Annotated in this window: 22 protein-coding genes; 13 read left to right on the plus strand and 9 right to left on the minus strand. The window is 59.5% G+C overall.

The features are described from left to right. Positions 1-171 precede the first annotated feature (171 nt). From GA0061103_RS11860 to GA0061103_RS11870, 3 genes are all read left to right on the plus strand, one after another. A complete protein-coding gene (locus GA0061103_RS11860) occupies positions 172-1,383 on the plus strand; it encodes a pyrophosphate--fructose-6-phosphate 1-phosphotransferase (protein WP_092711369.1) in 1,212 nt (403 codons plus the stop codon). A gap of 140 nt (positions 1,384-1,523) precedes the next feature. Next, a complete protein-coding gene (locus GA0061103_RS11865; protein ID WP_092711370.1) occupies positions 1,524-2,159 on the plus strand; it encodes a LysE family translocator in 636 nt (211 codons plus the stop codon). 134 nt (positions 2,160-2,293) lie between these two features. Next, positions 2,294-3,454, plus strand: coding sequence for a lytic transglycosylase domain-containing protein (locus tag GA0061103_RS11870; RefSeq protein WP_092711372.1), 1,161 nt, complete (start codon positions 2,294-2,296; stop codon positions 3,452-3,454). A 29-nt stretch (positions 3,455-3,483) separates the two neighbouring features. On the opposite strand, the gene GA0061103_RS11875 is transcribed toward GA0061103_RS11870, so the two are convergent. Beyond that, positions 3,484-4,872 carry a serine hydrolase domain-containing protein gene (locus GA0061103_RS11875; protein WP_092711374.1) on the minus strand — a complete coding sequence of 463 codons (1,389 nt, stop codon included), beginning with the start codon at positions 4,870-4,872 and terminating at the stop codon, positions 3,484-3,486. Between the two features lie 192 nt (positions 4,873-5,064). Here GA0061103_RS11875 and GA0061103_RS11880 point away from each other — a divergent pair, with 192 nt between their 5' ends. From GA0061103_RS11880 to GA0061103_RS11900, 5 genes are all read left to right on the plus strand, one after another. Beyond that, a complete protein-coding gene (locus GA0061103_RS11880; protein ID WP_092711375.1) occupies positions 5,065-6,312 on the plus strand; it encodes a BtaA family protein in 1,248 nt (415 codons plus the stop codon). Further along, on the plus strand, positions 6,309-6,983 hold the full coding sequence (locus GA0061103_RS11885; RefSeq protein WP_092711377.1) for a class I SAM-dependent methyltransferase: 675 nt from the start codon (positions 6,309-6,311) through the stop codon (positions 6,981-6,983). The genes GA0061103_RS11880 and GA0061103_RS11885 overlap by 4 nt, the downstream gene beginning before the upstream one ends. A gap of 214 nt (positions 6,984-7,197) precedes the next feature. After that, positions 7,198-7,989 (plus strand): glycoside hydrolase family 25 protein, encoded by a 792-nt coding sequence (locus GA0061103_RS11890; RefSeq protein WP_092711379.1) that lies wholly within the window; start codon positions 7,198-7,200, stop codon positions 7,987-7,989. Positions 7,990-8,068: 79 nt separating this feature from the next. Further along, entirely contained in the window at positions 8,069-9,313 is a 1,245-nt protein-coding gene (locus GA0061103_RS11895) for a lytic murein transglycosylase (protein WP_092711381.1), read from the plus strand. Between the two features lie 143 nt (positions 9,314-9,456). Beyond that, a complete protein-coding gene (locus GA0061103_RS11900) occupies positions 9,457-10,383 on the plus strand; it encodes a DMT family transporter (RefSeq protein ID WP_092711383.1) in 927 nt (308 codons plus the stop codon). A 414-nt stretch (positions 10,384-10,797) separates the two neighbouring features. On the opposite strand, the gene metF is transcribed toward GA0061103_RS11900, so the two are convergent. From metF to GA0061103_RS11920, 4 genes are all read right to left on the minus strand, one after another. Beyond that, positions 10,798-11,700: a methylenetetrahydrofolate reductase [NAD(P)H] gene (metF, locus tag GA0061103_RS11905; protein WP_092711385.1), complete on the minus strand. Its 903-nt coding sequence runs from the start codon at positions 11,698-11,700 to the stop codon at positions 10,798-10,800. A 1-nt stretch (position 11,701) separates the two neighbouring features. Beyond that, complete coding sequence (locus tag GA0061103_RS11910; RefSeq protein ID WP_092711387.1) at positions 11,702-12,727, minus strand: ArsR/SmtB family transcription factor; 1,026 nt, start codon at positions 12,725-12,727, stop codon at positions 11,702-11,704. A gap of 192 nt (positions 12,728-12,919) precedes the next feature. Beyond that, positions 12,920-14,569 (minus strand): energy-dependent translational throttle protein EttA, encoded by a 1,650-nt coding sequence (gene ettA, locus GA0061103_RS11915; RefSeq protein WP_092711389.1) that lies wholly within the window; start codon positions 14,567-14,569, stop codon positions 12,920-12,922. Positions 14,570-14,695: 126 nt separating this feature from the next. Then, positions 14,696-15,442: a ribonuclease T2 family protein gene (locus GA0061103_RS11920; protein WP_092711391.1), complete on the minus strand. Its 747-nt coding sequence runs from the start codon at positions 15,440-15,442 to the stop codon at positions 14,696-14,698. A 165-nt stretch (positions 15,443-15,607) separates the two neighbouring features. Here GA0061103_RS11920 and GA0061103_RS11925 point away from each other — a divergent pair, with 165 nt between their 5' ends. Genes GA0061103_RS11925 through GA0061103_RS11940 form a run of 4 tightly spaced genes read left to right on the plus strand, consistent with a single transcriptional unit; the run spans position 15,608 to position 20,391 of the window. Continuing rightward, positions 15,608-16,540 carry an alpha/beta hydrolase gene (locus GA0061103_RS11925; protein WP_092711393.1) on the plus strand — a complete coding sequence of 311 codons (933 nt, stop codon included), beginning with the start codon at positions 15,608-15,610 and terminating at the stop codon, positions 16,538-16,540. A 19-nt stretch (positions 16,541-16,559) separates the two neighbouring features. Further along, positions 16,560-17,519 carry a DMT family transporter gene (locus GA0061103_RS11930; RefSeq protein ID WP_092711395.1) on the plus strand — a complete coding sequence of 320 codons (960 nt, stop codon included), beginning with the start codon at positions 16,560-16,562 and terminating at the stop codon, positions 17,517-17,519. Between the two features lie 14 nt (positions 17,520-17,533). Then, positions 17,534-18,736 carry a succinate--glutarate CoA-transferase gene (gene caiB / locus GA0061103_RS11935; protein WP_092711397.1) on the plus strand — a complete coding sequence of 401 codons (1,203 nt, stop codon included), beginning with the start codon at positions 17,534-17,536 and terminating at the stop codon, positions 18,734-18,736. Beyond that, positions 18,733-20,391 (plus strand): thiamine pyrophosphate-binding protein, encoded by a 1,659-nt coding sequence (locus GA0061103_RS11940; RefSeq protein WP_092711399.1) that lies wholly within the window; start codon positions 18,733-18,735, stop codon positions 20,389-20,391. Before caiB ends, GA0061103_RS11940 begins: the two co-directional genes overlap by 4 nt. Positions 20,392-20,432: 41 nt before the next feature. On the opposite strand, the gene GA0061103_RS11945 is transcribed toward GA0061103_RS11940, so the two are convergent. From GA0061103_RS11945 to GA0061103_RS11955, 3 genes are all read right to left on the minus strand, one after another. Further along, on the minus strand, positions 20,433-20,774 hold the full coding sequence (locus GA0061103_RS11945; protein WP_015340385.1) for a RidA family protein: 342 nt from the start codon (positions 20,772-20,774) through the stop codon (positions 20,433-20,435). Positions 20,775-20,861: 87 nt separating this feature from the next. After that, positions 20,862-21,200, minus strand: coding sequence for a protein tyrosine phosphatase family protein (locus GA0061103_RS11950; RefSeq protein ID WP_092711401.1), 339 nt, complete (start codon positions 21,198-21,200; stop codon positions 20,862-20,864). A 72-nt stretch (positions 21,201-21,272) separates the two neighbouring features. Beyond that, positions 21,273-22,112, minus strand: a complete 840-nt coding sequence (locus tag GA0061103_RS11955; protein ID WP_092711403.1) for a DUF4432 family protein — start codon at positions 22,110-22,112, stop codon at positions 21,273-21,275. A gap of 216 nt (positions 22,113-22,328) precedes the next feature. Between GA0061103_RS11955 and GA0061103_RS11960 the strand changes: the two genes are divergently transcribed. Next, positions 22,329-23,786 carry a L,D-transpeptidase family protein gene (locus tag GA0061103_RS11960; protein WP_092712752.1) on the plus strand — a complete coding sequence of 486 codons (1,458 nt, stop codon included), beginning with the start codon at positions 22,329-22,331 and terminating at the stop codon, positions 23,784-23,786. 90 nt (positions 23,787-23,876) lie between these two features. Here the strand turns inward: GA0061103_RS11960 and GA0061103_RS11965 are convergent, their stop codons facing one another. Beyond that, positions 23,877-24,230 (minus strand): hypothetical protein, encoded by a 354-nt coding sequence (locus GA0061103_RS11965; protein WP_092711405.1) that lies wholly within the window; start codon positions 24,228-24,230, stop codon positions 23,877-23,879. Positions 24,231-24,302: the final 72 nt, after the last annotated feature.

Here is a 24,302-nt window from a genome sequence, read left to right on the forward strand (position 1 = left end):
TGGTAATGATGCTGCACATGCGAACTGTCGTCCAATCGCCCTCGCCCGGCTTTCGAAGACGAGACAAACCGCCGTTTTCTTAAATTCTTTACTTTACACCCTTGCCTGCCTGTCGCATCCATTCCACCGCAACCAATGAAATGAAGCAGCTTGCCTGCAAGGAGGATCCCCATGGCCAAACAGAAAGTCGCAATGCTCACTGCCGGTGGATTGGCGCCCTGCCTTTCGTCTGCCGTTGGGGGGCTGATCCAGCGTTATAGCGATGTGGCGCCCGATCTCGACATGATAGCCTATCGTTCCGGCTATCAGGGGGTTCTGCTGGGTGACAGCATCGAGGTGACGCAGGCCATGCGAGAAAAGGCTTATCTGCTGCATCGCTATGGCGGCTCGCCGATCGGCAACAGCCGCGTCAAGCTCACCAACATCGCAGACTGCGTCAAGCGCGGCCTGGTCAAGGAAGGCGAAAACCCGCTGCGCGTCGCTGCCGAGCGACTGGCCTCCGACGGCGTGACTATCCTTCACACGATCGGCGGCGACGATACCAATACGACAGCGGCCGATCTTGCAGCCTATCTTGGCGCCAACGGCTATGATCTGACCGTCGTCGGCCTGCCGAAGACTGTTGATAACGACGTCGTGCCGATCCGCCAGTCCCTCGGTGCCTGGACGGCCGCCGAAGTCGGCGCGCACTTCTTCGACAATGTCAGCAATGAACAAACCGCAGCACCGAAAACGCTCGTCATTCATGAAGTCATGGGTCGCCACTGTGGCTGGCTGACGGCGGCAACCGCGCGCGCCTATATCCAGAAGAGCGGCGCGAACGAATATGTCGAAGGCTTCATGATGAATGCCGAGATGAAGGGCATCGACGGCCTCTATCTTCCGGAAATGGCATTCGATATCGAGGCGGAAGGCGAGCGCCTGCGCAATATCATGGAGAAGACCGGCCAGGTGACGCTTTTCGTATCGGAAGGCGCCGGCCTCGACGCCATCGTCGCCGAGCGGGAAGCCTCCGGCGAAGCCGTCAAGCGCGACGCCTTCGGGCACGTAAAGATCGATACGATCAATGTCGGCGGCTGGTTCCAGAAGCAATTCGCAGCGATCATCGGTGCAGAACGCTCCATGGTGCAGAAATCGGGCTATTTCGCACGCTCTGCCCCCGCAAACGGCGAGGACCTCCGCCTGATTCAGGGCATGGTCGACCTCGCGGTGGAAAGTGCCCTCAATAAGGTGTCCGGCGTCACGGGACATGATGAAGGTCAGGGCGGCAAGCTGCGCGTCATCGAATTCCCGCGCATCAAGGGCGGCAAGGCTTTCGATATCTCCACTCCCTGGTTCGCCGAAGTCATGGACCATATCGGGCAGAAATACTCACAAGCCTGACCGATCGGTGATCAATCGGACCGATCTGCGATCAATCGGCCTAATCGGTGGTCAATCCGCCTGATTGACAATCAGGCGGATTGACGGATCGCAAATCCAATGTCTTTGCTGGCGGCGGAAGAGGAATAGAGGAGGATTCTATGTCCATCGAAACCTGGCTCGCTTTCGCCGCCGCGTCCTGCATCATGCTGGCCATACCGGGTCCGACCATTCTCCTTGTCATATCCTATGCGCTCGGCCACGGCCGCAAGACAGCCCTGGCAACGGTGACGGGCGTCACGCTTGGCGATTTCACGGCAATGACCGCATCGCTCGCCGGTCTCGGCGCGCTCCTCGCCACATCAGCGACACTATTCACGATTCTTAAGCTGATCGGCGCGGCCTACCTCGTTTTCCTCGGAATCAAGCTCTGGAGAGCCCCGATTGTGACGGGTCCTCTAGGCGACAATGACAATCTCCCAGAGGAAAAACCGTTAAAAATTCTCTTACACGCTTATGTTGTAACGGCACTCAACCCGAAGAGCATCGTCTTCTTCGTTGCGTTCGTTCCGCAATTTCTCGACATGTCGAAGCCATTTCTTCAGCAAACGCTTATTCTAGAGGCAACTTTCCTCACTTTGGCGGCCTTGAACTCGCTTATTTACGTATTCGTCGCCGACATGGCACGTGGCTTCATTCGCAAGGCAAGCGTGCAACGCGCCGTTAACAGAACGGGCGGAACCTTGTTGATTGCGGCCGGCGCAGTGACCGCTGGATACCGCCGGATGGCCGCCTGAGGCGGTGCAGGGTTGCGGGGCGATCACGGATAGGTTAATGGGGATTCATAATTTTATCGATCCTGTGACCGAATTTGGCGGTCCTGTGGCCGAATTGCATCGAAATTAGGTTTGGTTTTTTCGAAAGTGACAGAATGGTAACGATCGGATTTCCCAGCCTGAAGCGCAGCGTTGCCTTATCGGCAGTGATGTGCGGCGCTCTCGCCGGGTGCGCAAGCACTCAGCAGCAGACGTCTCAGGCAGAACTCCCGTCGGCACACGCCAACGTGCCGCATCCGAATACGACCCTGACCGCAACTGGCGCAGCTGCGCCCGCAGGCGCCGCGATGGTCGCGGCAGCGCCGGGCTTCATCGGCCCGCAACAGCCGCAACAAATAGTCATGGCAAAGTCCGGTCGCCTTGTTCCGGGCACTGCAAACGTGGCAGCTGCAGCGGTAAGCCAGCAGCAGATGGATGCCGCACAGGGACGCTTCGGCACGCCTGTCGCGAACGCTGCCAATCAGGGAACGGCCGCAATCGCTGCAGCAACGGGCGCCCCCGCCGGCAGCACGTCTACCGCAGCGGCCTATGCAGCATCCGACGTGCCCCTGGTGCCTTCCGTGGTCGCAATCCCCATGCCCAATCCGGCGCGTCCGGGCGATGCTGCCCTCACGCCGGTTTCCGCATCCGTGGCTCAGAGCGAGCCGACCATTCCGATGACATCGGATGTCGCTGCCATTCAGGTTGCCGTCCCGACGCCGCGTCCGGATTCGATGGCACAGGCAGAGGTCGCCTTCGCCACCCCCGCCCAGATCGGCGTTCAGCGCTATGCTGATAACCGCATGCATTATGACTTCAATTTCGACAGCAGTGGCCCGACGGTCGTTCCCGCTGTCATGACCACCACCAACACTCCGAATTACGATTCCGACGTCCCGGCTGCGGAAAAGAGCTACGTAACCAAGCTCATTCAGAAATACGCCAAGATCTACGAAATTCCGGAATCCCTGATCCATCGCGTCGTTCATCGCGAAAGCCGCTATAATCCGAAGGCTTATAATCGCGCCGGCTACTTCGGCCTGATGCAGATCAAGTACAATACGGCCAAATCCATGGGCTACGAAGGCCCGGCATCTGGCCTCCTTGATGCCGAAACCAACATCAAATATGCCGCCAAATATCTGCGCGGCGCCTGGATGACGGCGGACAGCAAGGCTCAGAACAAGGAAGCCAACGCCGTCCAACTCTACGCCCGTGGCTACTATTACGACGCCAAGCGCAAGGGCCTGACGGACGTCGCCAACGGCAATTACTGATTTTTACCAAAACCTTATGAGAAGCCGGCCTACTTCGTGGCCGGCTTTATTGTATCCATGATCCGCTTCACCAGGATTTGTGGTCGATAATCCGCCCAGGTCGGCGTCAACCCCATCCGCACGACAACGAGATTGGCCGACGGGACGATTGCGATCGTCTGGCCATCGTGACCGGTCATCCAGAAGGTATCCGCAGGCAGGCCAAATTGTGCGTTGGAGCCGCCGGGGCCTGCAAGCCAGGCCTGAACCTGCGAGTAAACGCCCTCGGAAGCCTTCGTCGGCGTGCGCATGGCACCGACGAAACCTTCCGGCAGCAGGCGGTGCCCATTCCAGACGCCGTCCTGCAGCAGAAAGAGACCGAAGCGCGCCCAGTCTCGGGCGTTGGCATAGAGGTAGGAGCTGCCGACGAAGGTCCCGCGTTCATCGGCCTCGAAAACGGCACTGTACATGCCGAGAGGCCCGAAAAGCGCCTCGCGAGGATAGGAGATGGCAGCGCTCAGATTGGGCAGGCGGTTCATCCAGAGGCGCGAAAGCAGCGCTGCCGTACCGCTGGAATAGCTGAAACGCTCGCCGGGCGCAGCCAATTGATGCGCATCGGCTGCGATACCGGTCACATCCGGATCGAGATAGAGCATGCGGGTGACATCAGACACGGTGCCATAGGACTCGTTGAAGGCAAGGCCGCTTTCCATGGCGAGAAGATCGCTGAGCTTGATATCCTTGCGTGAGTCCACGCCCCATTGCGGCAGAAGATTCTGATCGTCGAAGGACATGCGCCCCGCCAGCATGAGACGCCCGATGATGGCGGCATTGACCGTCTTGGTCATCGACCAACCTATCAGCGGCGTTGCCTTGCTGAAGCCGTCGCCATAGGTCTCGGCGACGATGCGCCCGTCCTTGACGACAACGATCGCGCGCATGGCAGGGCCGGCAAGATCCGAGTTCGATACGATATTGGCAAGCTTCGTCCCCGCGTCGTCCTGACCAAGGTTTACCGTATCCCCATCCGGCCACACAGCATCGCTCTTCGGCGCCTTGACCTTGTTGAGGAAGACGGCGCTGCGGGCCGCCTGCAGATCGCCGTCTGGCACCAGCGCGCAGCCGAGCGCCCCGCGATAGAGCGCGCGGTTCGGCGCAAACAGTCCAAGGAAGCGGGCCGTGACCACGCCCTCATCCCGGTCGACATAGACGCGAATGAGCTTCAATGCCGGATTGCCGGGAGCCTGCACATCCTCCTCCATCACCCTGTCCGGGTCTCGTTTGGCCACGAACGTATTGGAGCAGACGATCTTTGCCGCGTAGCCATCGCCAACCTTCAGCAATTCCGGCGGATAAACAGAGAGCCAGACGGCTCCGCCGGCGACAATGATCAGCAGCAAAACAACCAGAGCCCCGATCACTCTCGATATCAAACGCATATTACATACCCTCCAGAAAGGTAGGCGGAGACAATCAGGAAACGCAGCAAGATGAAAGACCTATGATGGTCAGGGCTCCTTAAATATGTGCAAGGATGCTTTTCCGCCGGATCTGCCAACAGCCCGCGTCATCAGACTGTAGCATTGCCGGGTTACACGCCCTGAACTTCACAAATCGGTGACAAGACTCAGATGACGGAATTCGCCCCGGATGCCGGTCTCCAAAAGAACCGGAAACTCAAGGACGCTCTGCTGCAGCACAAGGCACTGTCAAAAGCGGGCCTTTCCGAGCGCTTGTTCGGCATGTTGTTTTCCGGCCTTGTCTATCCGCAGATTTGGGAAGATCCGGATATCGATATGGAGGCGATGGAGCTGCAGGCGCATCATCGCATCGTCACCATCGGTTCGGGCGGCTGCAACATGCTTGCCTACCTCTCGCAAAATCCCGCATCTATCGATGTCGTCGATCTCAATCGACACCACATCGCACTGAACAAGCTGAAGCTTGCCGCCTTCCGCCTGCTTCCCGGTCATACGGACCTGGTGCGCTTCTTCGGGACGCCCGACATTGCGGCCAATAGCCAGGCCTACGACCAGTTCATCGCGCCGCGCCTCGACACGGCAACGGCTGACTACTGGGACGGTCGCGACCTCTATGGCCGCCGCCGCATCACGGTCTTCAACCGCAATATCTACAAGACAGGCCTTCTCGGCCGGTTTATCGGCGCCGCCCATATACTGGCACGCCTGCACGGCGTTCGCCTCGACAAGATGACGGAAGCCCGCACCATGCGCGAGCAGCGTCAGTTCTTCGAAGAAGAAATCGCTCCGATCTTCGACAAGCGGGCGGTCCGCTGGCTGCTCGGCCGCAAGAGCTCGCTTTTCGGCCTCGGCATCCCGCCGCAGCAATATGACGAACTTGCAAGCCTTGCCGGTGACGATTCCATTTCCGCCGTGCTGAAACACCGCCTGGAAAAGCTCGCCTGTCACTTCCCCATGCGCGACAATTACTTTGCCTGGCAGGCATTCTCGCGCCGCTATGCAGCCCAGCATCAAGGCCCGCTGCCGACCTATCTCAAACCCGAGCACTATGCTGCGATCCGCGCCAATGCTGACCGCGTCGACGTGCATCACGCCAATTTCACCGAGCTTCTCGCTTCGAAGCCCGCCGCCTCGCGCGATCGCTATATCCTGCTCGATGCGCAGGACTGGATGACCGACGAGCAGCTCAATGGCCTCTGGGCTGAGATCACCCGCACGGCGCGCGAAGGCGCCCGGGTCATCTTCCGCACGGCCGCCGAAAAGAGCATCATCGAAGGCCGCCTCTCTCCGGCGATCCGCGATCAGTGGGTCTATTTCGAGGAGCGCTCGCAGGAACTCAACACCCGTGACCGTTCGGCCATCTACGGTGGCTTCCACATTTACGGGAAAAAAGCGTGAGCCAGGCGGATACGGGCATAGAAACCAGCGCGAACAACCACGCCAAGCTGATGGACGGCATGTACCGCTATCAGCGTCATATCTATGATCTGACCCGCAAATATTACCTGTTCGGCCGCGATCGAACGATCGAACAGCTGAACGTGCCCGTCGGTGGCTCGCTCCTGGAAGTGGGCTGCGGCACGGGCCGCAACATGCTGCTCGCCTATCGGCGCTTCCCCTCTGCTCGACTCTATGGCCTCGACATCTCGCAGGAAATGCTGATTTCGGCGCGCAGCAATTTCCGCGGCTTGAAGCAGATGCCGGATTTTCGCGTTGCCGATGCCACAGCCTTTTCCGCTGCCGATTTCAGCGTCGACGGCTTCGACCGCGTCATGATCTCCTACGCGCTCTCGATGATCCCGGACTGGAAAAATGCCATCGACGCTTCGCTCGATGCAGTCGCGCCGGGCGGCGAGCTTCACATCGTCGATTTCGGCCAGCAGGAGGGACTGCCGCGCTGGTTCCGCGCCATGCTCAAAGGCTGGCTGAAGAAATTCCACGTCACTCCCCGCGCCGATCTTCTGACTGTTCTCGAAGAGAAGGCCGCAGCGCGAGGCATGTCGGTGAAAACCGAAAGGATCGGCCGTGGTTATGCCTGGCGAGCCGTGGCGACCCGGCACGGCGCCTGAGCGACGATGGATTCCAGCGCAAAATCCGGTCTCGGAAGGCGCCAAGCATAAGAATTTGCTTGAAGATAACGCATTTTTTACGTTGATATGGTGAATAAAGTGGCAAGACCAGCTGGCAACGGTATGGTCTGCCGCTCTTTCGGATTTTCGGGGACCATATTACGGAAGCCAAATCTTGGGGCAGCAAGATCACTCGCGCCATAACAGGATATCTATGCGCCGGCTTCTGGCATGCGTACTGCCGCTCGCTCTTGCCTTGAATGGCTGCACGACGGGCTATGATGCCCTATCGACGGCGGCCCTTCCCAAGACCAGGTTCGCCGATACGAAACCCCAGGACTTCGGCCGCGATCATCCCGAGCGCCATCCCATCCATGGCATCGATATTTCCAAATGGCAGGGCGATATCGATTGGAAAGCCGTCAAAAGCTCCGGTGTTGCCTTCGTCTTCATCAAGGCGACGGAGGGCAAGGATCGGATCGATCCGCGCTTCACCGAGTATTGGAACGAGGCGAGCGCTGCCGGATTGCTGCACGCACCCTATCATTTCTTCTATTTCTGCTCCACGGCCGACGAGCAGGCCGATTGGTTCATCCGCAACGTGCCGAAGGATGCCATGGCGCTTCCGCCCGTGGTCGACGTCGAATGGAACCCCGGCTCCCCGACCTGCAAGACCAGACCGGCTCCTGAAACGGTACGCAGCGAGATCAAGCGGTTCATGGATCGCCTGCAGGCCTATTACGGTAAGCGCCCGATCATCTATACTTCGGTCGACTTCCACCGCGAAAATCTTGTCGGCTATTTCCAGGACTATCATTTCTGGGTCCGATCCGTCGCCAAGCACCCGAAAGAGACTTACGCGGGTCGCAACTGGGCCTTCTGGCAATATACGTCTACGGGTGTCATTCCGGGGATCAAAGGCCCGACGGACATCAATGTTTTCGGCGGTTCCGAGCAGAACTGGCAAAACTGGGTGGCCGCAGTAGAGAAGCAGGGAAATTCTTAATACTGAGCCCATTTCACTCTTGCTTATGTCACAATCTTCTGTGAAAGCGACCCTATTCTATCACTAGGAAGGATCGCTCATGGATCGTCACACCATTCGACGCGGCGCTCTTGCGTTGCTCTTCGCCTTAGCCATGACCGGCACGGCATTGGCTCAAAGCGCGGCTCCGGCCACAGTGCCGCCTGCGAGCAGCGATGCCACTCCAAAAGTAGCCTGCGGCGGCGATCTAACGGCATTTCTGGCCGGCGTGAAGGCCGAAGCGATTGCGGACGGCGCGGATGCCGCAGCCGCCGACAAGACGCTCGCCGGCGCCCAGATCGACCAGAAGGTTCTTGCCATGGACCGCAGCCAGGGCGTCTTCCGTCAGACCTTCCTCGAATTCTCCCAGCGCACCGTCAGCCAGGGCCGCCTCGACATCGGCCGCCAGAAGATGAAGCAATATGCCGACGTCTTCGCCAAGGCCGAACAGGACTACGGCGTACCTCCCGGCGTCATCACCGCCTTCTGGGCGATGGAAACCGATTTCGGCGCCGTTCAGGGCAATTTCAACACCCGCAACGCGCTGGTCACCCTCTCGCACGATTGCCGCCGGCCGGACTTCTTCCGCCCGCGCCTGATCGCACTGATCGAGCTCGTCCAGCGCGGCGATGTCGACCCGGCAACGACGACGGGCGCATGGGCTGGCGAAATCGGCCAGACGCAAATGTTGCCGCCCGATATCATCGCTTATGGCACCGATGGCGATGGCGACGGCCATGTCAACCTGAAGACCAGCGCACCCGACGTCATTCTGACAACGGCCCGGTTCCTCCAGCATCTCGGCTTCCAGCGCGGTCAGCCCTGGCTGCAGGAGGTGACGGTTCCGGACAACCTTCCCTGGGAAAAATCCGGCATCGGCGGCACGCTGACTGCGGGCGATTGGTTCAAGCTCGGCGTCACGCCGCGCGACAGCAACACGAGCTTCGGCTCCCTGCCCGCTGCTCTCATTCTGCCGCAAGGTCGCAAAGGCCCCGCTTTCCTGACCTACCCGAACTACAATACCTATCTCGGCTGGAACCAGTCGTTCATCTACACGACCTCGGCCGCCTATTTTGCCACCCGCTTTGCCGGCGCTCCACCCTATAACAAGGGCAATCCCGAGCAGGGCCTGAACGATGTCGACATGAAGGCGCTTCAGACCAAGCTTGTGGCCCGCGGCTATGATGTCGGCAAGATCGACGGCATCCTCGGCTCCGGCACGCGTGTCGCCATCCAGAAGGAACAGTTCCGCCTGGGTATGCCGGCCGATGGCTGGGCGACGACGGCACTGCTCAACGCACTCTGATTTCTTCCATATACCGATCGAAAAGGCGGCTCCAGGCCGCCTTTTTTGTATCTGCTCCACTCGCACCCGTGAGCAAAACAGCAAGAAACGGGTGGAGAGCCCGCGCTCTTCCGGTTTAGATGCATCGAAAGAGGAGAGAGGCCATGAATGGCGAACATCGAATGAACGCCTCGACCTGGGGCCTGCTGCTGTTGCTGGGATTGATCTGGGGCGGCTCGTTCTTCTTCGCCCGCATCGCCGTTCACCACGTGCCGCCCTTCACGCTCGTCTTTCTGCGCCTGTCGCTGGCGGCCGTCGCATTGCATCTCTATCTGGCTGGCCGCCTCAGTATCTATCAATCCCTGCGCCGTCATTGGCCGCAATTTCTGCTGCTGGGCTTAATCAACAATGCGATACCACATACGTTGATCTTCTGCGGTCAGACGCAGATGGGTGCCGGGCTCGCATCCATCCTGAACGCGACGACGCCGATGTGGACTGTATTGATCGGCAACCAGCTGACAACGGATGAGCGCCTGACATCGGCCAAGCTGATCGGCTGCCTCACCGGCCTGCTCGGAACGATCGTGTTGCTCGGACCGAGCATTACCAGCGGCGGCTCGGTACCCTTCTGGGCACTCTCATTGCCGATCCTGGCGGCAATTTCCTACGGATTTGCAGCGATTTATGCCAAACGCTTCAAGGGCATCGCACCGCCGGTTGTGGCCGCAGGCCAGTTGACAGGCTCCTCGCTCATCATGCTGCCGGTTGCGCTGGTGATCGACCAGCCTTGGACGCTTGCCACCCCGCCGGTGACGGCAATTGCCGCGATTCTCGGCCTGGCGCTGCTGTCGACCGCTTTTGCCTACATCCTCTATTTTCGCATCATCGAGCTTGCCGGCGCAACCAACACCTCCCTCGTCACTCTGCTCGTGCCGCCAAGCGCGCTATTGCTCGGCTTCCTCTTTCTCGGCGAGCGGATGGGGCCAGCCGAAATCGTCGGCATGCTGCTCATCGCCGCAGGCCTGCTTGTCCTCGATGGACGGCTTTTCACGTGGATGAAACGCGGCGCCAGAACGCGGGAAACATGATCTCCTGCTCCATTCGGATGGTCCACAGTCACAGCATATTAATATTTATTCACAGGCCGTCACTGAGCCAGAAATCGACATTTATAAAGTAATATCAACTCGTTGCCGCAAGTTCATGAATCACGTCGCGAACTCGATACCGCGTCGCAGCATCGAATGTTCTTTCCAAGCAACACATTTTCGACATAAAATTTAACGGCTGACTGAGGAGGAAGACATGGGATTAACGCGATCCATCAACGTCCTAGTGGTCGGTGCGGCCTTCGCTTTCGTCGTGACGATGCTTTTCATCTGACGGCTTCGGCGAGATTCGCAGGCGACCAAACTCCGAAAAGCTAACAAAACCCCTGTTTCATTAGAAAAGCGCATGTCCCGGCCGGACATGCGCTTTTTTATTCGCTTGCGCGGCATGCTTCAGGCGGCAGCCCCGGCCCGTGCATCCACCTTGCGCTCAAGGCCCAGCCGTTCAAGCACGGCGGAAACCAGAGTCGAACGGTTCATCGTATAGAGATGAAACTCGTGAATGCCGCGGCGCATCAGGTCCTGGATTTGCTCGGCGGCAACTTCGGCGGCAACCCTGGCGCGCTCCTCAATATCCTCATCCAAACCATCGAAACGCTCGTCGAGCCAGGTCGGAATATTCGTGCCGCAAGCGCCGGCGAAGCGCTTCAGCTGGGTCAGGTTCTGGATCGGCATGATGCCCGGCACGACCGGAATCTTGATGCCGGCTGCGCGAACGCGATCATGATAACGCTCGAAGGCATCGTTATCGAAGAAGAACTGGGTCAGCGCCCGGTCGGCACCATTGTCCGCCTTGCGCTTCAGCATGTCGATATCGGCTGCAGTATCGCGGCTTTCGGGATGCTTTTCCGGATAGGCAGAGACGGAAATATCGAAATCGCCGCGCTCGCGCAAAGCCTGCACCAGTTCCGCGGCATTGGCGTAGCCGCCCGGATGCGGCTGATAGGCCGAGCCGACGCCACCCGGCGGATCGCCGCGCAGCGCGACGAAACGGCGAACGCCCGCAGCCAGGAACTCGTCGATCACCCGATGCGTGTCCTCACGCGTGGCACCGACACAAGTCAGATGCGATGCGGTCGTGAACGGCGTCTCATGGATCATTTTGCGCACGGCGGAAAGCGTCGGCGCCTTGGTCGAACCACCTGCCCCATACGTGACTGAAACGAACTCAGCATCCCAATCGCTGAGCTCCTCAACGGTGTTCCACAGCTGCTGCTCGGCCTCCTCCGACTTCGGCGGAAAGAACTCGAAGGAGATGCGGATACCGTCGCTACGGCTTTCTGATCTCGAAGACATGTCAAACTCTCCCGGCAAGAATGGGGGATGACTGGTGGCCCTGGTCGGACGCAATCAGCAACCGCGGGTCGCGCGCCAGCCAGATGGTGACGGTCAGCGCGTGACCGCCTTCCCTCCCCGAATGAAGATCCTGTACGCGCTCCACATCCAGCCCCGCCAGTTTCAGCCAATCCGAAATGGTCTGATGCGAGAAGCCAAGGCGCAGATGCGCATGTTCGTCACGCAGATATTCAAGCCCGTGCGGTGCAAGATCGATGATGACGAGCCGACCGCCGGGCCGCAGCATTCGCGCAGCCTCGTTGATGGCGATCTCCGGTTGATCGAGGAAATGCAGCACCTGATGGATGGTGATGAGGTCGAAATCCTGTTGTTCGAGCGGCAGGTTGAAAATATCACCATGGCGCACCGAGGCGCTCGTGATGTTGGCCCGGTCGAGATTGGCGCGCGCAACCGCCAGCATGTCACGGCTGGCATCGATGCCAATGGCGCGGCGGTAATGGCCGGTCAGAAGTTGCAGCATCCGGCCCGTGCCTGTACCCAGATCGAGGAAGGAGTCGATCGGCTGCGGGCCGATCAGCTCGATCAGCGCCTTGTCGACATCTTCATCGGCGACATGGAGGCGACGCAGTTCATCCCACTCGGCTGCATTCCGGCTGAAATAGGCCTGGGCGCGCTCAGCGCGAACACGCTTGACCGAAGTAAGCCGCTCGCCGTCGCGCAGCAGCACCGTATCTTTTTCGGCGGTGTGGCGCAGCAGTGCGCGCGCCAGCGTGACGGCCTTGCCTTCCTGCTTCAAGCGGAAATAGGCCCAGGCGCCCTCTTGATAGCGATCGATCAGGCCGGCTTCGCCGAGCAGCTTCAGGTGCCGGGAAATACGCGGCTGCGACTGGCCAAGAATTTCGGTAAGATCGGTAACCGTGAGATCGCCGGCCGCCAGTAGCGCCAGAAGACGCAGCCGGGTCGGCTCGCCGACCGCCTTCAGCACGTCTACTACGTCATCCAAGCCGAGTTTAACCAGATCCGTCATTTCACACCCAATCAAGATATAAAGATATCTTTATGTGATTTGACTGAACTCCGCAAGGGCTAATCACCGAAGAGGCCGGCAGGGCGTCGGAAATCTGTTAGTTTTTGTCGGCTGGGGAATATGCGCTTCCTGCCTGTCGCAAAGAAAAACCCCGGGCCTGCCGGGGTTCTCCATAACGAAAAGACAGCAAACTTATCGTGTCAGGCGTTTGTGCGCCTGGCTGCCCGGATTGAGAGCATCGGGGCCGAGGCGGCGGATCTTATCCTGCTCGTAATCTTCGAAATTGCCTTCGAACCATTCGACATGGCCTTCGCCTTCAAAGGCCAGGATATGCGTCGCCAGACGGTCGAGGAACATGCGATCGTGGCTAATGATGATGGCGCAGCCGGCGAAGTTTTCGAGCGCGCTTTCCAGCGCCCCCAGCGTTTCCGTATCGAGGTCGTTGGTCGGTTCGTCGAGCAGAAGCACGTTGCCGCCAGCCTTCAACATCTTGGCCAGGTGAACGCGGTTGCGCTGACCGCCAGAGAGATTGCCGACCTTCTGCTGCTGATCGCCGCCCTTGAAGTTAAAGGCACCGCAATAGGCGCGCGAGTTCATGTCGAACTTGCCGAGCTTGATGACTTCGGCACCGCCGGAAATTTCCTCCCATACCGTCTTATTGCCATCAAGCGCGTCGCGGCTCTGGTCGACATAGCTGAGATGCACCGTCTCGCCGATGCGGATCGAACCGGCATCCGGCTTTTCCTGCCCAGTGATCATCTTGAACAGGGTCGTCTTGCCGGCGCCGTTCGGGCCGATGATGCCGACGATGCCGCCGGGCGGCAGCTTGATCGACAGATCATTGACCAGGGTGCGGCCTTCGAAACCCTTGGTGATGCCCTCCATCTCGATCACCACCTGGCCGAGACGCTCGCTGACAGGAATGATGATCTGCGCATCACCGGGACGCTGATTTTCGGCAGCATCGACCAGCTGTTCGTAAGCATTGATACGCGCCTTGGACTTGGCTTGACGGGCCTTGGGGCTGGAGGCGATCCATTCCTGTTCGCGGCTGATTGCCTTCTGACGGCCGGCTTCTTCGCGGGCTTCCTGCTGCATGCGCTTGGCCTTGGCCCGCAGATAGGCGGAATAGTTGCCTTCGTAGGGAATGCCACGGCCGCGGTCGAGTTCGAGAATCCAGCCGGTAACATTGTCGAGGAAGTAGCGGTCGTGGGTGATCATCATCACGGCACCCGGATAGTCGCGCAGGTGCTTTTCCAGCCAGGCAATGGTCTCAGCGTCGAGATGGTTGGTCGGTTCGTCGAGCAGCAGCAGGTCCGGCTGAGAGAGAAGCAGGCGGCAAAGCGCGATACGGCGGCGCTCACCACCGGAAAGGCTGGTGACTTCGGCATCGCGCGGCGGGCAGCACAACGCTTCCATCGCCATCTCGACCTGGCTTTCCAGATCCCAGAGATTCTGGCTGTCGATGATGTCCTGGAGCTTGGCGCCCTCTTCCGCCGTCTCGTCGGAATAGTTCATCATCAATTCGTTGTAGCGATTGAGGATTTCGGTTTTCTTGGCAACGCCTTCCATGACGTTTTCGAACACCGTCTTGTTGGGATCGAGCTGAGGCTCCTGCGCCAGGTAACCAATGGTCGCGCCTTCGGCCAGCCAGGCTTCGCCGGTATATTCCTTGTCGAGACCTGCCATGATGCGCAGCACGGTCGATTTACCCGCGCCGTTCGGACCGAGAATACCGATCTTGGCGTCGGGATAGAAGGAGAGATGGATATTCTCGAGGATCTTCTTGGCGCCATAGGACTTATTCAGTCCGGCCATATGATAAATAAACTGACGTGCCATAGCTTGGGTTACTCCACGGACGGATAACATTGCGAATTGTGCCGCTATGTAGGCGAAACCCGGCCCTCGGGCAACGGCGAAACCTTGTCCGAGGGCATTTATCCGCGTCGCAAAGACCGAATTAGGCTAGAAACCGGCCGCGTCCACCACGCCGCGATCGCAGCCGAAGGCGGTGCTGCCAGCACCTTGGATCAATTTGGCAAGCCGCGGCCCGTTGCCCTGCTGCGGATCGATCGCATCTTCGGAAAGACCAATGGTCAGCTCGGAAATCATCCTGACATTGCCAACCCGACGGCAGCTCATCTTGATGCGTGCATTGGCGCCTTCGCCAAAACTCTGGTCAAAGGCGGCCTTGATGCTTTCCGCATCCAGTTCCTTGCCGATATTCTGGGCGAAGAGATCGCGCACGGCAGACGTATTAAGTTCTGCGATCAGCCCGGCGGCGATGGAGAAATATTGGTCGGCGCTGAGCTTGGTGCAAGTGCCGTGCTTGATCCATTCATGCCGCTCGAGGCCCGATTGCGTGCCCGGCATGGCCTTATCCAGCTTAGCCTTCACGTCTTGGGAAAGCTGCACGGCAGGCAGGTCCTTCCAGTCGCGCCCACGATCCGCCTGCTTCAAATCGTCGGAAACATCGCAATATTCCTGCCGCATCGGCCAGAGACCATGCAGCGAGAAGTTCGTAGCATCGTGATTGTCCGACGACTGGTTCCGGCATTCCGCCTTCTTCTGGTTCGTCTCGCAAAATGCCGGCTCCCAGCTTGCCGCCAGGATAAAGCGCGTCCGCCCGCGGCTATGTTCCTGCGCCATGGCGCCAGCCGCCGTCCCGACCGAAAGGAACACAACCGCTAATACCCGAAGCCAATGCTTCATTCGTACCTCCAACTAGAACATTATGGGAACAAATAAGCAGTTTGATCGAACGGGCGCAATGCTGAATCGCAGCGCTCGGAAAGATTTATTTCTGTGAGCTTTACCACCTATCCATTGCAATCGGGCGGATGATAACCTTTCGTCCCACTGGGGAGGAACGAATATATGTTCGCCGAGACGCAGCGCCTGAAAAGCCCGACGGGTGCAACCCTTGCCTATCATCATCTGCCGGCGGTAACCGATGCTCGCGGCATCCTGCTGATATCGCACGGTCTCGCCGAGCATTCCCGTCGATACGAGGCCTTTGCGAAGGTGATGGCGGGCCGAGGCTTTCATGTCTATGCCCACGATCATCGTGGCCATGGCGAGACGACCGCCCCTGATGCCCCCATCGGCCGCTTTGCCCGGAGAAATGGTGTCGAACAGGTGATCGCCGACGTGCTCGCCATGCGCGAGCTTGCCGCAGCCGCCTATCCGGGTCTGCCGATCATCCTGTTCGGGCATTCCATGGGCGGATTGATCAGCCTGAACACCGTCGTCACGTATCCGGACAAGTTCGATGCGGTCACCGTCTGGAATTCCAATTTCAATCCAGGCCTCGCCGGTCGTGCTGCTCAACTCATCCTCAAAACGGAGCGCATGTTCAAGGGGTCGGACGTCCCGAGCGGGCCGCTGCCGAAACTGACCTTCGGCACCTGGGGCAAATCGATCGCCAATCGCCGCACCGATTTCGACTGGCTCTCGCGCATTCCGGAGCAGGTGGACAAATACATCGCCGATCCGCTTTGCGGCTTCGATGCCTCTGTCTCGCTCTGGCTCGACCTGTTCGAGTTGACCTTTCGCGCGCCGCAAAGACCCCATCTCGACCGTCTCCGGCGTGACCTGCCGATCCATCTCGTCGGCGGCGGCAAGGATCCGGCGACCGACAATGCGAAAGCGATCTCCTGGCTGGCAAATCATTTGAAAAGAGCCGGCTTCTCTCGTATCACCACTGAGATCTATCCCGACATGCGGCACGAGACGCTCAACGAAATCGGTGCCGAGGAAGCCATTTCCCACTTTGCCGACTGGTGCAGAGCGGTGGTGGCGAAGACCTGATTCTCAAGGAAATTCCGTAATGAACACCTCCAGCGGCTCCTCGGTCCGATTGCCGCAATCGGAGCTGACCTTCGGCTTGATGATGATGTTCATCTCGGTCGTCCTCTCGCCGATCATGGATATCTTCTCCAAACTCGCGGCAACCACCATTCCGCCGGCGGAAGTCACCGCTGCACGCTTCATCTTTCAGTCGCTCTTTGCCCTGCCAATGATGGCCTTGCGCGGGCAGTGGGGCGTATGGTCGTGGCGCCATAGCGGCGTGCACGCGATCCGCGCCGCCCTTTTGACGCTGTCCATGGTCTCGTTCGTGACCGCGCTGCAGGTGATGGAAGTGGCCGATGCCATTGCCATCTTTTTCGTCGAGCCGATGATGCTAACCATCCTCAGCAGTATATTCCTCAAAGAAACCATTGGCTGGCGTCGTTACACGGCCTGCGCGGTCGGCTTTCTTGGAGCCATGCTAATCATCCAGCCGAGCTTTCAGGAAGTCGGTTTCGTTGCCCTGTTGCCCGTCGTCACAGCACTCTGCGTTGCGGTTTATGTGATGATCACGCGCGTCGCATCCCACACCGAAGATGCGTGGCCGCTGCAGTTCCAAACGGGCCTATGGGGTATAGGTTTCAGTCTGATCCTGCTTGGCATCGGCAAGGCGACGGGATCTGCAATTCTTTATCCGGTTATTCCGGATCTGACGGCAATGCTCTATTTGCTCGGCGTCGGCGCGACTGCAGCGGCCTCCGGCATCCTGACGGTCTATGCCTATCGCGCAGTACAAGCCTCGACGCTTGCGCCGCTGCAGTATTTCGAGATCGTCTCGGCCACCATCTTCGGCTGGCTCGTCTTCCATAACTTCCCGGATGCGATCAAATGGCTTGGTATCCTCATCATCATGGGCTCCGGGCTTTACATCCTCTGGCGCGAGCGGCGCTTTGCTTCCAAGCCCGTATCCGATACATCTGAAACTGCATTCACGCCGTAAGCGAGTGGATCGACATGACAGAACAAAAGACCAAGAAACCTCCGCTGTCCGGTATTCGCGTCATCGAGCTTGCCCGCGTCCTTGCTGGCCCCTGGGCCGGACAGATGCTGGCCGATCTCGGGGCCGATGTCATCAAGGTGGAAAATCCCGACGGCGGCGACGATACGCGCCAATGGGGGCCGCCCTTCGTCGAGGGCAAGGATGGCGAAAATCTCTCGGCCGCCTATTACCATTCCGCCAATCGCGGCAAGCGCTCCATCACCGCCGATCTCAAGACCGAGGAAGGACAGGAACTGATGCGCCGCCTGGTGAAAACGGCCGACGTGGTGATCGAGAACTTCAAGCTCGGCGGGCTGATCAAATACGGGCTGGACTACAACAGCCTGAAGAAGATCAATCCTCGCATCGTCTACTGCTCGATCACCGGCTTCGGGCAGACCGGCCCCTATGCCAATCTCGCGGGCTACGACTATATCGTCCAGGGCATGTCCGGTTTCATGTCGATCACAGGCGAGCCGGACGGGCAGCCGGTGAAGGCGGGGGTCGCAATCGCCGATATATTCACCGGCATCTATGCCGTCTCGGCAATCGAGGCCGGCCTTATTCATGCCCTGAAGACAGGCGAAGGACAGCTCATCGACATGGCGCTGCTCGACGTTCAATCCGCCGTGCTTGCCAATCAGAATATGAACTATCTGATTTCGGGTAAGCCACCGGTACGTCTCGGCAACGCCCACCCGAACATCTCACCCTATGAAGTCGTGCCCACCGCCGATGGCTACCTCATTCTTGCCGTTGGCAATGACGGTCAGTTCCGTCGCCTCTGCGCCATTCTCGGCCTCGATACCCATGCTGACGACGAGCGCTATGCGACCAACAAGGCCCGCGTCGCTAATCGCGATGAGGTGCGAGCCTTCATATCGGCCAAGACTTTGACCTGGAACAAGGCAGAGCTGCTGAAGGCCTGCGAGGATAATGCCGTCCCGGCGGGCGCCATCAACACCATCGAGGACATGTTCGCCGATCCGCAGATTGTGGCGCGCGGCCTCAGGGTCGATCTCGAAGATGGCGCCGGCACCGTCATTCCAAGCGTTCGCACGCCAATCGTGCTGTCGGAGACGCCGTTGGCCTATACGCGGCCGAGCCCGCGTCTCGGCGAACATCAGGAGGAAGTTCTGGCCGAATTGGCGGAACTGGAGGGAAAGGCGAGGACATGAAGCGAACGGGCGGGCAACTCATCGTCGAGGCTTTAAAGGCAAATGGCGTGCAGCGCATGTCCTGCGTGCCGGGGGAGAGCTTTCTTGCGGTGCTCGATGCGCTGCATGACAGCGATATCCAGGTTCTCGTCTGTCGCCAGGAGGGCGGCGCGGCGATGATGGCGGATACCTGGGGCCGATTGACCGGCGAACCCGGCATCTGCATGGTCACCCGTGGCCCCGGCGCCACCAATGCCTCCGCTGGGCTTCACATAGCTCGGCAGGATTCGATCCCGATGATCCTGTTCATCGGCCAGGTCCAGCGCGATGCCCGCGAGCGCGAAGCCTTTCAGGAAGTCGAGTTTCGTCGCGCCTTTACCGAATTCGCCAAATGGATCGGCGAGATCGACGATGCCGCCCGTATCCCGGAATTCGTCACCCGCGCCTTTGCTGTGGCAACATCGGGTCGGCCTGGTCCAGTCGTGCTGACCTTGCCTGAAGACATGCTCCGCGATGAAGTCGAGGCGCCGGAAGCCTTGCCTTACGTCCCGGTCGCCGCCCATCCGGGCCGCAATCAGCTTGCCGATCTCCGCCAGCGCCTCGCGGCTGCAGAACGACCGATGGTCATCCTCGGCGGCACGCGCTGGAATGAAGAAGCGGTTGCCGGCGTCAGGCAGTTCGCAGAACGTTTCAAGCTGCCCGTCGGCTGCTCCTTCCGCCGGCAGATGCTGTTCGACCATCTGCATCCCAATTATGCCGGCGATGTCGGCATCGGCATCAACCCGGCGTTGGCAAAGGAGATCAAGGAAGCAGACCTGCTGATCCTCCTCGGCGGCCGCCTCTCCGAAATGCCGTCCTCCGGCTACACGCTGGTCGATATCCCCTACCCGCGCCAGCGGCTCGTCCACGTTCATCCCGATCCCTCGGAACTCGGCCGCGTATACCGCCCAGATCTGGCGATCTGCGCCAGCCCGGCGGATTTTGTTGCGGCTCTGGCGGAACTCGATGCGCCAACCGCGACACCATGGGCCGAGCGCACGGAACGCATGCGCGCGGCCTATCTCACCTGGTCGAAAACACCGGAAAAAAGCCCCGGCACGGTTCACATGGGCCGCATCATGGATTGGATCGAAGCCAATACCGCTGACGATACGATCTTCACCAACGGCGCCGGCAATTATGCGACCTGGCTCCACCGTTTCCACCGCTTCCGCCGCTTCAATACACAGTCCGCACCCACCTCCGGCTCGATGGGTTACGGCCTGCCGGCAGCGGTCGCCGCAAAACAACTCTTTCCCGAACGTGAAGTGATCTGCTTTGCCGGCGACGGCTGTTTCATGATGCACGGCCAGGAATTCGCGACCGCCGTCCAATACGGGCTGCCACTCATCGCGCTCGTCATCAATAACGGCATGTACGGCACTATCCGCATGCATCAGGAACGGGAATATCCCGGCCGCGTCAGCGGCACGGCACTCGACAATCCGGATTTCGCAGCCCTTGCCCGTGCTTATGGCGGCCACGGCGAAACCGTGAAGGCGACGGAAGAATTCGGCCCGGCATTCGAGCGGGCACGCGCCAGCGGCAAGCCGGCCATCATCGAGATCGCGCTCGATCCGGAAGCCATCACACCTTCCCGCACCCTGACGGAAATCGCGCAAACAAAAGGCCGGTGAGCGCGAGCCCACCGGCCTTTCCAAAACACGGATCGCGCGACTTAGAGCGCCGCCGTCACGATGAATTCGACCTTGTACTTCGGCGCTGCAAGCTTGGCTTCGCTGGTCGCACGGGCCGGCGTGTTCGCCGGGTCGACCCAGGCTTCCCAGGCAGCATTCATTTCGGCGAAGTAGGAAATGTCGGAGAGGTAGATGAGCGTCTGCAGGATCTTCGACTTGTTGGAGCCGGCTGCAGCGAGCAGGCGATCGACTTCAGCCAGTGCCGACTTGCACTGATCCGTGACGCTTTCGCCTTCGCCAACCTGGCCGGCGAGATAAACGGTGTTGCCGTGGATGACAGCGCCGCTCATGCGGGCGCCAACGTCGATACGCTTGATGCTCATGGTTTTCTCCTGATGTTGTTCTTCGATAGGTAAAAGGGCATGACCCATGGCCTGCCCTGGGATCCAAAAGGCCGGGGGAGGACCCGTTCAGCCGCGGATGTGATGCGTCTTCTGATAGATCGCCGTCGAGCGCGCGCCGGAGCGGCAATAGCCGAGCATCGGCCGCGGAAACTCGTCCAGCGCATCGACCATGCCCTGCACCGCCTCTTCCGTCACACCCATGGGCCCGACGGGCACATGGGTGATTTCCAGGCCGAGCTCCTTGGCACGCGCCTCGATGAGACCAAACGACGTCTGATCCGGGCTTTCGCCATCGGGGCGATGGCAGACGATGGACTTGAACCCCATGGCCTTGATCTGGTCGAGATCATCAACGGTGATCTGGCCGGATACCGAGTATTCGTCGTCGATCGGGCGGATATCCATGGTTCATGTCCTCTCTAAAACCGTGGCCTTGATCTACGCCGCCATACGGCAAGCGTCAACCGCGACACGCGCTCAAACGAAGGCAAAGTTGAGCATGAAATTGCGGGCTTCGCCGGGCTGGAGAATATTGAATTCGCCCGCCTCCTCAAGCTCCGCGCGGGACACCCATCGATGCGAAACTGGCTCGATGCCGAGCACATGCGCAGGCGCCCGCTGATTGCGCCAGACCTGCAGGAATGGCAGCGTATCCGTTCCAAACCGTACCCTCAGCGTCTTGCCGTCGATGGCTGCGATGGGTCCGAGGCTGATCTCTGCCCAATCCTCTCCCTTGTTCTCAGCCGGCACGCAGAAGATATCGCCCCCCTCCTCGCCAAAAGTCCAGGGAAAGCCGCCATTGTCAAGCATCTGTCCGGCAAGGCGCGTGCCGCTGTCGAACCATTTGCCGCCGATGTTCATGTGGTACATCAGGAAGACCGGCATCGCCTCCGTGCTCGTATTGACGATGCGGTCGGCAAGCGATACCTCGCCTGTGGCGCCATCGATCCGCCAATGCCGTTCCAGCCTTGCGGTGCGGCGTTCTCCAGTGATGACGTCGATATCGGCGCGGCATTCTGCGTTGCCATTCTCGAATTTGGTCCAGAGAATTTTGGCTGGATGGGACGAGAAGGAGCCATGCAGCGGATAGCGCTTGCCTTCATATGCACCAGACATCGGCTCGGGGTGGCGGATATGATCCGGCCCGCAGGTGAAGAGGAAGCCTTCCACGGAATGACTGATACGCGGATCGCCATCGTCGGGAACGGCGCTTCCGGGCGCAAGATTGTTGCCCTCGACGATGCAGGCACCGATATCGAGCACAGACCCCTCGTCAAGCGTCAATTTCGGCCCCTTGGCCGCAGAAAAATCCATCATCCTAAACGCCCTCCCTGTTCGGCTCCGCGCGCAGGTGCTGTCCCAAGGTGGCGCGCGGCTGAAATAAACGGTTATTTGGCTTACCAAATCTTAACTTGAAGCCTTGATCACATAAATTTTTATATTTTATTCAGCATGATAATCTAAATCTCCATACTGGCGTCAAAATTGCCATGTGTGTGTCAGCCGAACGACTATCCCGAGGATTCGACAGACGTGAACCGGTTCGTAAAATTGAGCTTTGCCCTGGCAATGACTGCCACCGTGTCCATGCTTGCGCTCACGGACGCGCAGGCACAATACTACCGCAGCGGCAACGGCAACACGGTTCTCGTCACTCCTGACGGCCGGATCCTCGACCAGTATCCTTATGGTGGTGGATATTCCATGGCGCGCGACGGACGCGGCCGCCGGGTTCTGATCGATGCCTATGGCAATGTCGTCGCCACGGAGATGAAGGCAAGCACCTATTATCCCCGCGCCCCTGCTCACGATACCTATCGTAATAATGGTGGCCGCTATGGCGACACGCAACTTTCCAACAACGGCGACTATCAGGATTATCGTCAATATCGTACCGACAGCTACGGAAACTACGACGGTGCTCCCAACAATGGTTACGATCAGCAGGATCGCGGCGTAGTCACCGGCGGCATTCCGCGTGACGGCGATATCCAGCGCCAGCCGCTCGACAATCAGCCATTGCCAGGCAAAAACCAGGGCCAAGCGAACCAGAACGGCAGCGATTATGCGTCGATCGATCCGCAGCAGAGCACGCCTGATATCATCAACAAGCCCGCGCCCGAACCCGTCATCACGCTCAAGGGCAAGTCGAAGATGGAGATCACCGCGCTGGAGGTCTTCCTCGCGCGGCAGGGTATTTCGCCTGGCGCCATCGACGGGCGCATGGGCGCAAACGTCACCAAGGCGATCTATGCCTATCAGCAGATGACCGGCCAGACGCTCGATCCGAACAATACCGACGCGATCCTTGAGCAGCTGCGCATGTCCGGCGGCATGCCCATCGTCAACTATACAATCACGGCGGCCGATGCCGCTGGTCCCTATGTCGCTTCGATCCCCGAGGATTATGCGGCAAAGGCACAGATGCCGTCCCTCGGCTATACGTCGACGACGGAAATGCTGGCGGAACGCTTTCATATGGATGAGGGCTACCTGAAGGCGCTCAACCCCGGCGTCGATTTCACTGTTCCGGGCAGCACGATCAAGGTCGTCAATACCGGCCCTAGTAAGACAGGCACGGTGGCAAAGATTCTGGCGGACAAGGGCCGCAAGCAGGTTTTCGCCTATGACGCCAACGGCACGCTGATCGCGGCCTACCCGGCCAGCATTGGCTCTGCCGACACGCCCTCGCCGTCAGGCACGGTCACGGTCGAGCGCGTCGCCTTCAATCCCGGCTATACCTACAATCCGAAGATCAACTTCCAGCAGGCTGGAAACGATAAGGTTCTCAACATCCCGCCTGGCCCGAACGGTCCGGTCGGTACGGTCTGGATGGCGCTTTCGAAGCCAACCTATGGCATTCACGGCACTCCGGATCCTTCGAGGATCGGCAAGACGCAGAGCCATGGCTGCGTGCGTTTGACGAACTGGGACGCAACCGAACTCGCCAAGATGGTCAAGCCGGGCGTCGTCGTGGAATTCGTCGACTGACGGATAATTTGAACAACAAAAGCGCCTCCGGACAGCTCGTCCGGAGGCGCTTTGTTTTATGAATTGTTTGAATAGCGCAGAGAGCTGATCTCAGATCACATAGACCAAGACGATTGAAAGCAACACGGCGCCCAGAAGACCGCCGAGAATGATGTTCGCGATTACCCGCGCGCCAAGCTTCAGCAAGCGTCCGCATAGACCCGCAACAACGATGAAAGCGACTGTGCCGATAATGCTGGCGGTGGTATCCGATATGGAAAGGCCCGCAGCCAGGAGAGAGACGATGATGCTGCTGACGAGCCATGCCACCGCGAGAACGACCGGCCCCTTCCAGAAGCTGGCACGCGCCAATCGGGCGCCCAGCATGCCGCCGCAGGCGGCACCAATGGCGCCGGCAAGGATGATGATCGCCGGCAATCCATCCGACACTCCAACCGCATCCATCGATAATCTTCTCCCCGAACACCGCGCCGGCAAATCCCAGCGATGACTACGCCTTTGCGGCCTGCGCGAGCG

It is taken from the genome of Martinezella multihospitum (assembly GCF_900094585.1).
Lineage (GTDB): Bacteria > Pseudomonadota > Alphaproteobacteria > Rhizobiales > Rhizobiaceae > Rhizobium > Rhizobium multihospitium.